The organism is Rubripirellula amarantea, assembly GCF_007859865.1.
Taxonomy (GTDB): domain Bacteria; phylum Planctomycetota; class Planctomycetia; order Pirellulales; family Pirellulaceae; genus Rubripirellula; species Rubripirellula amarantea.
On sequence record NZ_SJPI01000002.1, the window covers coordinates 1,277,059 to 1,289,266 of the forward strand.

7 protein-coding genes are annotated in these 12,208 nt (G+C 53.2%); 4 read left to right on the forward strand and 3 right to left on the reverse strand.

What is annotated here, in order from left to right; translation table 11 throughout:
* The first annotated feature begins 21 nt into the window (after window positions 1-21).
* Genes Pla22_RS18525 through Pla22_RS18540 form a run of 4 tightly spaced genes read left to right on the forward strand, consistent with a single transcriptional unit; the run spans window position 22 to window position 6,281 of the window.
* Complete coding sequence (locus tag Pla22_RS18525) at window positions 22-2,031, forward strand: dienelactone hydrolase family protein (protein ID WP_146516235.1); 2,010 nt, start codon at window positions 22-24, stop codon at window positions 2,029-2,031.
* 47 nt (window positions 2,032-2,078) lie between these two features.
* A complete protein-coding gene (locus tag Pla22_RS18530) occupies window positions 2,079-3,497 on the forward strand; it encodes an SLC13 family permease (protein ID WP_146516236.1) in 1,419 nt (472 codons plus the stop codon).
* The gene (locus Pla22_RS18535) at window positions 3,494-4,804 is read left to right on the forward strand and encodes a PHP domain-containing protein (protein WP_207310413.1); all 1,311 of its coding nucleotides are present in this window, start codon (window positions 3,494-3,496) and stop codon (window positions 4,802-4,804) included. The genes Pla22_RS18530 and Pla22_RS18535 overlap by 4 nt, the downstream gene beginning before the upstream one ends.
* A gap of 1 nt (window position 4,805) precedes the next feature.
* A complete protein-coding gene (locus Pla22_RS18540; RefSeq protein WP_146516237.1) occupies window positions 4,806-6,281 on the forward strand; it encodes a sulfatase-like hydrolase/transferase in 1,476 nt (491 codons plus the stop codon).
* A gap of 114 nt (window positions 6,282-6,395) precedes the next feature.
* On the opposite strand, the gene Pla22_RS18545 is transcribed toward Pla22_RS18540, so the two are convergent.
* The 3 genes from Pla22_RS18545 to Pla22_RS18555 all read right to left on the reverse strand — a co-directional run bounded on the left by Pla22_RS18545 (window position 6,396) and on the right by Pla22_RS18555 (window position 11,726).
* Window positions 6,396-6,815: a helix-turn-helix domain-containing protein gene (locus Pla22_RS18545; protein WP_146516238.1), complete on the reverse strand. Its 420-nt coding sequence runs from the start codon at window positions 6,813-6,815 to the stop codon at window positions 6,396-6,398.
* Between the two features lie 110 nt (window positions 6,816-6,925).
* On the reverse strand, window positions 6,926-10,390 hold the full coding sequence (locus Pla22_RS18550) for an efflux RND transporter permease subunit (RefSeq protein ID WP_146516239.1): 3,465 nt from the start codon (window positions 10,388-10,390) through the stop codon (window positions 6,926-6,928).
* An 88-nt stretch (window positions 10,391-10,478) separates the two neighbouring features.
* A complete protein-coding gene (locus tag Pla22_RS18555; protein ID WP_146516240.1) occupies window positions 10,479-11,726 on the reverse strand; it encodes an efflux RND transporter periplasmic adaptor subunit in 1,248 nt (415 codons plus the stop codon).
* Window positions 11,727-12,208: the final 482 nt, after the last annotated feature.

Genomic DNA, 12,208 nt, shown 5'->3' on the forward strand with positions numbered 1-12,208 from the left:
ATCCAATTCAAATTTATTAACATGCACTCAAAGCGATCCCGATTCCTTTTGCATTGCTCGCTCGGCACGTTCATCTCGTTCGCTTTGACGTTAGTGACTTGCTGCACTGCGTTCGGACAAGGCCCAGAGACATTGCCAGCTTTGGTCGACGGCCAACCACCGCAAAACTGGGACGAATTGTGGAGCGGTTTCGACGCAAGTGCTGAACCGTTGCAAGTAGAGGTGATCCAAGAATGGGAAGAAGAGGCAGTCGTCCTGCGAATCGTGCGGTTCCGGGTGGGTGTATTCAAGGGACGACCGGCGACCTTGGCTGCGGTGTATGGCTTTCCACGCCGAAGCGATCCTGACCAGAAGTTCCCGGGACTCGTTCAGATCCATGGCGGTGGTCAGTATGCCGATCACAAAGCTTGCTTGATGAATGGCAAACGTGGATACGCGACCGTTTCGCTGGCGTGGGCTGGTCGCATTTCGGCCCCTGACTACCGAGTTGGACCGAGCGAAGTAAAGCTCTTCTGGGACAAGAAAACGGACAACCCCAATTACAAACTCACCACTGACTGGGGTGCCGTTGATGGCTACCACGCGCCCGGTCGAAACGCAGGCAACCATTTCCCCAGCATTAGCCCCAAACCTTGGACGCTTGATACGGTGGATTCGCCGCGCAACAGCGGTTGGTTCTTGACTGCCCTGGCGGCCCGGCGAGCGTTAACGTTTCTGGAACAGCAACCCGAAGTCGATCGGGACCGACTGGGCGTCTATGGTCATTCAATGGGCGGCAAGCTCACGGTCCTGACTGCAACCGACCCTCGCGTCAAAGCCGCCGCCCCATCCTGCGGAGGAATCAGTGATCGGGACAACGCGAGCGATTTGTTTCAATCGACATTGGGGGACGACGCAAGCCTAGAGAGGATTACCTGTCCCATCATTTTCTTGAGTCCCGCGAATGACTTTCACGGTCGGATTGGCGATCTTCCCAAAGCCATCGACGAGATCAGGACTGACCAATGGCGTGTCACGTGTTCACCCCACCACAATCATCAAGACACTAGCGAGTACGAAGTTGCAAGTTTGCTTTGGTTCGACCAGCACTTGCAACACCGCTTCCAATTCCCAAGCACACCCATAACTTCGGTTCAATTAAAAACCGCCAATGGAACTCCCATGTGCACGATCCATCCCGACGTGTCGCAGGAAGTTCAATCGGTCGACGTCTATTACACTCAGCACGGAAAGCCGGAAGAGACATCCGCGGACCGGCAAAACACTGTCACGCGTTTTTGGCGGCATGCGGCCGCGAAAGCTCTTGACGGCGAGTGGTCAGCCGAACTTCCCCTGGCATCCGTCGACAAGCCGCTGTGGGTCTTCGCCAACGTCGTTTATGGTCTCGACGAACCAGTTTCAGGTGCTGGATACTACTACCGCATCTATACGACCGATCGCTTCAACGTGTCGTCGCTGATAGAAAAGATTTCCCCGGAGGATCTGCGGTCGGCCGGATTGAAGGCATCACCTGGGAACGAATCACCTGGGAACGAATCACCTGGGAACGAATCATTCGGAAAGGCATCACTTCAACGTACCAATATGATCGAAACGTTCGAACCAGGATGGACGAAAGAATGGTTCTCGTATCGCCCCGCACAATGGCCTCGATCAACTCACAAACTTCGAGACCAATCCCACCAAGCTCCGGAACAGGCTAGCCTAGCGCTGCAAGTACGTTCTGAAGAGTCTAACCAGCTTGTCATCTCATTGGATCAACACGCGGCAGTCGTCGAAATCGCTAGCGGCGACAAGTGGAACGAAGTTGTCCTGACGCTTCAGGATTTCCCCGACTGCTCAGGCGATCCGCTCAAAAGCTGGAACGATGTTCACGAATTAAGACTGAGCGATACCGAACGTCTTATGCCTGCTGCGGGTATCGATCGCTCGCCAAAGATTGTCGGCAAACGCTGGATCGGAACGGCTCCCGAATTTCGCAATCTGCGTTGGATTGACACCCACGTCACCGACGCCGCATCGAAACGCTAGAATGCTGCTCCCGCCGCTCTCCCTCCCAAACAGTACCTAACTCGAACATGCCTTCCATCCGCACCGTCGCCATCGCTTCAGGAATTGCAATGGCATTTCTCGTCTACGGCATTGGGCTGAGCGTACTAGGTTTAACCTCATCAGCCTCCATTGCCGCTGGAGTCACCGTTTGGTGCGGAGTTTGGTGGTGCACTGAGGCGGTTCCCATACCTGTGACGGCGCTCGTTCCGTTTGTGGTCTTTCCATGCACCGGGGTGCTTGACCATGGACAGCTAGCGTCCGCATACGGGGACAAGTTTGTCCTGTTGTTTTTAGCAGGATTCATGATCTCACGAGCCGCCGAAAGCTCTCAAACACACTTGCGAGTTTCCCATGGCATGATGCGGCTCCTGGGCACCAGTTCCCAAGGCCGAATCGTGCTTGGCTTCTTGCTCGCACCTGCGTTTTGCAGCATGTGGATTTCCAACACTGCCACCGCACTCATCATGCTGCCCGTCGCCATCGCTGTACTTCAAGAGCAAAACGATCCAAAGTTGAACGTTCCGTTACTATTGGCAGTCGCTTACGGTTGCAGCATCGGCGGAATGGCGACAATCATCGGGACGCCGCCCAACGGGGTTTTCGTATCCATTTACGAGCAGCAAACATCACGTACCGTCGACTTTTTTTCTTGGCTAAAGATCGGAGTTCCCGTCGCCGCAGCGATGCTGGTGGCCGCGGGTTTCTGGTTGACCCGAGGCTTGGGCGAAGCGGTCGCTCCCATGACCAAAAGTATGGGTCCATGGACACCAGCGCAACGTCGTGTGCTCGCCGTCATATCGGCGACCGCTTTGTTGTGGATCACGCGCAGCGCACCGTACGGCGGTTGGGCCGCGTGGTTTGATATGCCAATGGCTCATGACGCAACCGTCGGTCTGGCGGCGGTCGTCGTTTTGTTCTTAGTCCCTAACGGCGAAGTCGATGAAAAGGGAAACAGAAAATCGCTGCTCGATTGGGAATCGGCTCGCGATATTCCATGGGGAATTCTAATCTTGTTTGGCGGTGGCCTCGCGATTGCAGAAGCAGCGGAAGTCACCGGGTTGTCGCTAAGCATTGGCAACCAATTGGCATTGTTGAAAGACATCCACCCAATTTTGCTAATCGCCGCCGTTTGCTTCACGGTAACGTTCTTAACCGAGATGACGTCCAACACGGCAACCACGACTCTATTGATGCCGATTCTTGGCGCTGCTGCGGTGGGCGCGGGGCTCGACGCCTCTGCGCTTATGATCCCAGCGGCTTTGTCGGCAAGTTGCGCGTTCATGCTACCTGTCGCGACGCCGCCTAACGCGATCATCTTTGGTAGCGAAAAGATTACCGTCCGCGAAATGGCGAAGCATGGTTTCGCACTCAACTTGATCGGAACAGTCGTGATCACAACGGCTTGCTATTTTCTACTCGACCTGCACGCAGGATTCGGCCAATGAACAATCAACCAAACTTAACGACGTTGCAACGAGTAACGCTGTCAATCCTAATTGCTCTGTTGCTAACCCCATGCGTCGTTAGCCAAGAACCGAAATCGTTTCGGACTGACGCTCGTTGGTGGAAGGGAAACCTGCACACTCACTCACTTTGGAGCGATGGCGATCAGTTCCCCGAAATGATCGCCGATTGGTACCGATCAAAGGACTACCAGTTTCTCGCCTTGACCGATCACAACGTGCTTAGTCAAGGAATGCGATGGATGCCAATGAACGAAGTGGTCAAACGCAGCGACGAAGGAATCCTGTCGCGATATCGAGAACGGTTCGGCGACGCGTGGGTCGAAACTCGTGGCGATTCCCAATCCGACGACTACGAAGTTCGATTGAAACCACTCGATGAATTTCGCTATCTGCTCGAGGAAGCCGGCAAGTTTATTCTGATACCCGCCGAAGAAATCAGCGATAAGGCAGAGGGTAAACCAATCCATATCAACGCAACAAACCTTGCCGAAGCGATAGCTCCGCAAGGTGGCGAAACCGTACGCCAAACGATCGAGAACAATCTACGCGCGATTATCGAGCACGGTAAAGAGCACGGTCGCGAAGTCTTGCCTCACCTGAATCACCCCAACTTCTTTTACGGCGTCTCGGCTGAAGACATAGCCACAGTCGTCTCAGAACAATTCTTCGAAGTTTACAACGGGCACCCCGGTGTGAACCATCTTGGCGACGAACACCACCCCAGTGTTGAAAAACTTTGGGATATTGCCAACACGATCCGCTTAGGCTCGTTACACACGCCGCCACTTTTTGGTGTCGCGACTGACGATTCCCACGAGTACCACGGACAACCAGGTTCGCATCCGGGGCGTGGATGGGTAATGGTCCGCAGTCACTACCTTACGCCCGAGCATTTGATTCGCGCGATGAAGCAGGGTGACTTCTATGCATCCAGCGGCGTATCGCTGACAGACGTGCATTTCGATGTGGCCAAGCAAACGTTAGCGATCCAAATTGACGCGCAAAATGGTGTGAACTACCAAACCGACTTTATCGCCTCGCTTCACTCACCCGAAGCGGACACTCCGGAAGAAATGAACCGCGTGGGAGTCGTTGTTGCTAGCTCGAAAGAGCTATCGCCTCGCTATACGCTCAAGGGAAACGAACTCTACGTCCGTGCGGTCATCACCAGCAGCGAAGCTCACAGTGATCCATCCTTCGCTAACCAACAGCAACAGGCTTGGACTCAGCCGATCGGATGGCGCGACGCCAACGAAACTTCAACTCAACCTCCATCGAGAAACTAACGTGAATATCTTTCAGTCCGTCATCGCGATTCTCCTGATCGCGGGCACTACGGCAAACGCTGACGAAACGCGTCCCAACATCCTGTTTGTTTTTGCCGATGACCAGTGCTACGACACTATCGGTGAGCTTGGCAATCCAGAGGTCCATACGCCGAACTTGGATCGGCTCGCACGCGAAGGAACCGCCTTCACGAATGCGTACAACATGGGATCTTGGACCGGCGCGGTCTGTATCGCCTCGCGCACGATGATGGTCACCGGTCGTTCCGTTTGGAATGCCAAAGACGCGAAACTGCCTAACCTCGCACGATCACGTCAATCTTGGCCTCAATTGCTCCACGATGTGGGCTACGAAACCTACATGGCTGGGAAGTGGCACATCGGTCGAATGAAAACGACCGACGTTTTCGATCATGTCGCGCACGAACGCCCCGGAATGCCCAATCAAACCAACGAAGGCTACGACCGTCCCGTCGAGGGTCAGCCCGACAAATGGTCTCCGTCGGACCCGAAATTCGCGGGCTACTGGAAGGGCGGAAAGCATTGGAGCGAAGTGCTTGCGGATGACGCGACAGGCTTCCTTGAAGACGCAGCGAAGCGTGATAAGCCGTTCTTCATGTACTTGGCATTCAACGCACCGCACGATCCGCGGCAATCTCCGCAACGGTTTGTCGACATGTATCCGCAACAGGAAATCAAGTTGCCGGAAAATTTCCAAGTCGAGTATCCGTTCAAGCAAGAAATGGGGTGCTATCAGGTCCCTGCCTCGAAAGCTGCACACAACACTGGCAAGCCGCGTTTGATTTTTCAGCGTGACGAGCACTTGGCACCCTGGCCACGCACACCCTATTCCGTTCGCGTGAATCGCCAAGAGTACTACGCGATCATCTCCCACATGGACGAACAGATTGGCCGCATCCTTGATGCGTTGGACCGAACAGGAAAACGAGACAGTACCTACATCGTGTTTACCGCGGACCACGGACTAGCGTGTGGCCAACACGGCTTGATGGGCAAACAGAACATGTACGAGCATAGCATGAAGCCTCCCCTAATCATGGTTGGACCAGGCATCGAACCTGGGCAACGCCGTGACGCGCCGGTCTATCTGCAAGACATCATGCCTACAACATTAGAACTCGCCGGAGCTGAAAAGCCTGAAGAAGTTTTCTTCGAAAGTCTGGTTCCGTTCTTCCAAGATTCGAACGCGTCGAGTCGTCATGACGCAATTTACGGATGCTACGCAGAAGACCTGCAGAGAATGGTCCGTGTCGACAATTGGAAGTTGATCGTCTATCCGCAGGCGAAAGTGGTCAGGATGTACGACCTCGGTCATGATCCGCTCGAACAAAACGACCTCGCGAAGGATCCGCAACACAAGAACAGGGTGGCGGAGCTATTCCAGCGGTTGATTCAATTGCAACGCGATATGAATGACGACCTGGATCTAGCCAGCTTTTTTCCGGACTTGACCTAATTCACCTCCATTGAGGCACGGATCTCACCTGGCTCGATCTAGGACATATCCTTCGCATTGCCCAGTTTTGCTTTGCCTTACCCTAATTGATGAGAGATTCCTCTAGACAAACAGTCACGCTCTCTGATGTAGATCGTACCTGTTCATTTTATAGTGCAAGGTTCGAACGCTTATGCCGAGCGCTTTGGCAGTTGATTCGCGATGATGATCGTTGGCAGCTAGGGCATTCACAATGCCTGCTCGCTCGGCTGCTGCTGTAATTTCAGCGAGCGTCGTCACCGAATCGGTCTCTAGTTTATGCTGCTTCACCAACGATATTGCGTCCCAACAATCTTGGTCTATATTCGCGTCTACATTGATGACAACGAGTTGAAATCTGCCATCGACAAGCATCTGTATTCCTTCGTCGACTGATTCTACCGTCACCAGCCGGTCCGCCATCCGACCAAGCCCATTCGCTAGCCTCAACCGCGCATGGGGATCATTGCTAATAACGAGAACGTGATATTCGCTTGTCATGAGGACACTCGACATTGGGTAGCGGACTTCCTTCAGAGTTGGACAACGAGGTTCCAGAACAACGAGACCCCAGAACAACGTTCCTAAGGTGAACGAAGACTCGGCAATTCGTCGCCCGTCGTTACTTACGCTGTCGGAGGATGTTGGTGTGCGATCGAATCGCGTCGTTCGAAAATCTCACTCAGCGGTTCCTCATGCTCGTCTCTAATGAGCCGGCGACCGTCGGCGAACTTAGCGAACAGGTAGTACAAACCCGGGATGACAAGAACGCCGATCAACGTGCCCAACAACATGCCGCCAACCGCGGTTGTACCAATGGTTCGGTTGCCGATCGCTCCGGGGCCAGTAGCGCGGACGAGCGGTATGAGCCCCGCGATGAACGCAAACGAGGTCATCAGAATTGGACGAAACCGTAGCTTGCCTCCTTCGATACCAGCTTCCTTAATGCTGAGTCCCTGTTGACGACGCTGAACAGCGAACTCAATGATCAAAATCGCGTTCTTGCCGAGTAAACCCACCAACATCACCAAACCGATTTGGCAATACACATCGTTGGCGAGTCCCATTGCCTTTAGGAACAGGAACGAGCCAAACAGGCCAACTGGCAACGATGACAACACTGCCAATGGAATGATGAAACTTTCGTACTGGCCGACCAGTACCATGTACACGAAAATCACGACCACCAAGAAGATGTAGATTGCGGTATTGCCCGCCGTTGCTTCGTCATACGCCAGCCCTTGCCAGTCAATGTCGAAACCATTGGGCAGTGTTTCGGCGGCAACTTCCTTGATCGCGGCAATCGCCTCGCCACTGCTGTACCCGGCGGCGGGAGCCCCTTGAATCGGTGCTGTGGGATACAAATTGTACCGACTGATCTCATTGAGTCCCTGCCGCTTTTCAATACGCATGAAGGCGGAGTAGGGAACCATCTCGCCCGACTCGTTTTTGACGAACATGTTGTCCAGGTCTTCGGGATAGCGACGAAACTGCGGAAGCGCCTGGACATAGACTTTGTAGAACTGGCCAAAGCGAACGAAACCTTGTTCCCAGGTGCTACCAATCACGATCGACAAGTTATCCATCGCGTCACGAATGGAAACTCCCTTTTGCATGGCCACATCGTTGTCGATGATGATTTCGTACTGTGGATAGTTCGCGGCAAAGAAGGTAAACACGCCTTTGAGTTCTTTCCGATTGGCAAGCGCTTCCATGAACTTGTCGGTCTCTTCACCCAACGCTTGGTAATCACCGCTATTGGTTTGGTCGAGCAGATTGACTGCGAAACCACCTGCGGCACCAAATCCGGGAACCGCGGGCGGTTCAAAGAACTCAAGCTTCACGTTCGCAATGTCAGTGCCGCGATCCTCCAACTCCTCAATGATCTGCTTCGAAGTCAATTCACGATCAGCCCAAGGCTTCAAATTGATGATGCAGGTTCCTGCGTTGGAACCACGTCCTTCCGTCAAAACTTCATAGCCAGCGATCGACGACACGGATGTGATCTCATCCATCTGCTTACAGATAGCCTGCAATTCGTGACACTTTGCGTTGGTGTACTCAAGCGTTGACCCCGGAGGCGTTTGTACGATGCCGTAGATCATTCCCTGGTCTTCCAAAGGAATGAATCCAGTGGGTAAGACTCGGTTGACAACCAAAATTCCATAGCAAAACACACCGATCACGACGACGGTTAGCATACGTCGCGTGATGATGCGTCGCAGCACACTGGCGTAACCACCGGTGATTTTCTCAACCCCGCGATCAAATCCGCGAAGCAGCATTCCAATCGGACTGCGCCGCTTTACGTTGCCGTTGAATCCCGAGAACATGGACCGAAACGAGAATACTGCTAGGACTGCCACAACCGCCGAAATGATCTTCACTCGCGGATCGGTGAGTTGTACCTGCTCAGACAAAACCTCGTGAACAATCTCGACGTGCAGAAGAAAGTACACTCCCAATCCCACCAGTGAACCAAGCAGCAAGCACAACCCTGCGCGAACTACGAACGCTCCCTTGCCGGCAAATCGTTCCATCGAACGATTCAGTGCACCGACCAAACCACCTTGCTGGGTATCATCGATCGGTTTCAAAATCATCGCACACAACACCGGCGTCAACGACAACGCGACAACACCCGAGATCACAATCGACATCGCCATCGTTAACGCGAATTGCCGATAGAACACGCCCACGGGACCGGTCATGAACGTCACGGGAATGAACACAGCAGTCATCACCAATGTGATTGCAATGATCGCGCCGCTAATTTCCCGAACCACTTCTTGCGTTGCTTGATAAGGTCCCAAGTGTTTCGTGTGCATCTTCTCGTGGACTGCCTCCACCACCACGATCGCATCATCGACCACCACCCCAATGGCCAACACCAAAGCGAACAAGGTGATAAGGTTGATCGACATGCCGAACATCAGCATGAAAAAGAAGGTCCCAATCAGCGACACCGGAACCGCCAACGTCGGAATCAACGTGCTGCGAAAGTCCCCGAGAAAAAGATAGACGACGAGCGATACAAGAATGAAGGCTTCAAAGAGCGTATGCAGTACCTTTTCGATGGATGCATCGAGAAAGTTTGAAACGTCGTAGGTCACTGCGTAGTCCATCCCTGGCGGAAACTGCTTTTGCTTTATCTCTTCGACCTTTGCTTTCACCTTCTCAATCACATCGGCCGCATTGGAACCGGGCGTCTGCTTGAGCACGATCGCTGCAGCGGGAAGTCCATCGATGTCTGAATAGAGATCGTAGAACGAAGATCCAAGCGAAACCTTGGCAACGTCGCCCAGTCGCAGAATTTCGCCTTCGGGAGTGGCTCGCAGAATGATCTCGCCATACTGTTCTGGCTTGTCGTAACGACCAATCCACGTCAACACGTACTCAAGAGTCTGGGAAGTACTACCCGTAGCTTGACCAAGTCGTCCCGGAGAACCAATCATGCTCTGCTCATCAAGTGCCTTCATGACATCCTCAGCATCAACCTGATACGCGCGCATGCGATCTAAATCGAGTTCAACGCGCATCGCATAGGATCGGTTGCCTAGGATCGACGCCATCCCTACCCCAGGTATGCGTTTGATCTCGTTCAGAATGTTGACGGTGGCGTAGTTGTATAGATAGTTCTGGTCGACATTCGGATCGGTGCTGAAAACATTCACGTACATCAACATGCTCGTCATATTCTGCATCACGATGATGCCTTCGCGTTCGACAATCGGCGGCAAATTATTCTTGACCATCTGCACGCGATTGTTGACGTTCATTACCGCGACATCTGGATCGGTCCCCGGTTCGAAAACGATTTGAATTGTTCCCTCACCCGCACTGGTAGCGTCGCTCAGCATGTATCGCATGTTGGGAACGCCGTTGATTGCTTGCTCCAGGATCACCATCGTTGAATCGATAAGGATCTTTGCGCTCGCGCCGGGATAGGACACCGAAACGCGAACGCTCGGCGGAGCAACCGACGGAAATTGTGAGATCGGTAAGACATTGATTGCCAATCCGCCCATGAACAGGATTAGCAGCGATATCACGATGGCCAACGCGGGCCGGTGAAGAAACTTTTCAAACATACACGAAGCGATATTCTTGAATCAGGAAAGTGAGTGGTCTGCTTGCAGCATTTGGCAACCAGCTACCGGCGTGCTCTCGCCAAGACGTCTATTCAGCGTGGTACTTCAAGTTGGCAAGCACTGCCTCACCCTGAACAAATTCAAACTGGAATCTCTCACCGTCACGGACTTGCCGGATTCCTTCCAGAACGATTCGGTCCCCCGCGCTCAAACCATTTTCAATGATGAAGATGTCATCCTTTTCATTCTTGATCGTGATCTCACGTTGATGAACGACGTTGTCGGCATCCACTACATAGGCGTACTTCTTCGCCAAAATTTCGAAGGTCGCACGTTGAGGGATCACGATCGCATCCTTTTCGATCTTATGAATTTGTACTGTTCCCGTTTGACCGTGTCGCAAAAGACCGTTGGGATTTGGAAAGTCTGCGCGGAAAGCGATGTTTCCTGTCTCGCTGTCAAAGTCTGCTTCAATCGCACCTATCCGGCCCGGTTGTTCAAAGATCTTATGGTTGGCGAGCTTCAATTGAACGTTCAGTCTGCTTTGATCTTCCCCACCACCTAAAGCGGTTTGATATTCCAGATACCGAGCCTCGGGCACGTTGAAGTACACCCACATCACGCTGTTGTCCGACATCGTCGTCAACATCGCTCCCTCTTCGATGAGGCTTCCCTCCTGTTCATGCAATCGGTCGACGATGCCATCGAAAGGCGCCTTGATGTCGGCGAAGTTCATCTCCGCCTGAGCGAGCTTGACGTTGGCCATAGCTTTCGCCAACTTCGCATTCGCAAGCTTCAATTCTTGCGGCGAAACGATGTTCTGCTGCACTAGACTCTGAGTGTTGTCGTATTCCACTTGCGCCAAACTCGCCTCTGCCCGATCCGCCTCCAGCTTTGCCTCCAAAAGCGTGGGGAGTATTCGAAACAAAGATTGACCGCGCTTCACACTCTGTCCTTCCCCAACACCGATTTCATTTAAGTAGCCACCTTCCAGGGCGCAAATTTCAATGTGCCGACGCGAGTGGATCTGACAGACGTACTGCTGGGTCAACGTCACATCCTTGGACACCGGGTTGGTCACAACGATTTTGTGTTGAGCATGATGTTCGCCTGCGGCATGATGGTCACCTTCTTTGTGCCCGCCATTGTCATGCCCGCCATCCTCGTGATCGCTAGCGTGAAGAGGAGTTGCAGCTCGATGCGAATCGCTGCCAACCTCGCCGTCGGATTCTTGCGAGGCAAAGTACGTTTGGTAGGTCTCTTTGATCGTTTCAACTCCCGACATTGACAGGGAAGCGACCGCGACGATGACCGCGAATACCAAGTTGTTGCGCATGAATAGTGCTTTTCCAGAATTCTTGAATGAGAACAGGCGATACCGAAGAATGTTGAGGGACTGGCGAGATGAGAGCCTATCAGGCCTTCAAAAGCGTTGACCGATTCGGCTTACGCACCAGTCGTGCCAAACGTGGGTTCCACCCCGGGAAAGGTGTCGGGATTATGCCGCAGCCCTAGCGAATCACCGACGGATAAGATTTTTCAACGTTGCCGCAGCAATGCCCGCATTGCCAGGCTCAATCTGCAAGTCTCTTCGTAGCTCCTGCAATTACATGCACATGTCGTTGCAACGAACTAAAGGCTCTGGCAAAGCACTTATCTCATTCACACCCTTCAGATAAGCGATAAATGGTCCACAGATTGCAGGGGATAAGCCGATGGCTTGCTCGATCATCAACGCACGTTGACTAGTTACCCAAGGTCGTCAAAGCGTGGGTCACGCGTGATTCTCGAGCGTTAGACCTCGGCGTCGTATCGAGC

Coding starts and splice junctions, on each gene's coding strand:
- Pla22_RS18535 (WP_207310413.1), top strand. CDS start 3,494: ATGAACAATCAACCAAACTTAACGACGTTGCAACGAGTAACGCTGTCA.
- Pla22_RS18555 (WP_146516240.1), bottom strand. CDS start 11,726: ATGCGCAACAACTTGGTATTCGCGGTCATCGTCGCGGTCGCTTCCCTG.
- Pla22_RS18545 (WP_146516238.1), bottom strand. CDS start 6,815: ATGTCGAGTGTCCTCATGACAAGCGAATATCACGTTCTCGTTATTAGC.
- Pla22_RS18550 (WP_146516239.1), bottom strand. CDS start 10,390: ATGTTTGAAAAGTTTCTTCACCGGCCCGCGTTGGCCATCGTGATATCG.
- Pla22_RS18525 (WP_146516235.1), top strand. CDS start 22: ATGCACTCAAAGCGATCCCGATTCCTTTTGCATTGCTCGCTCGGCACG.
- Pla22_RS18530 (WP_146516236.1), top strand. CDS start 2,079: ATGCCTTCCATCCGCACCGTCGCCATCGCTTCAGGAATTGCAATGGCA.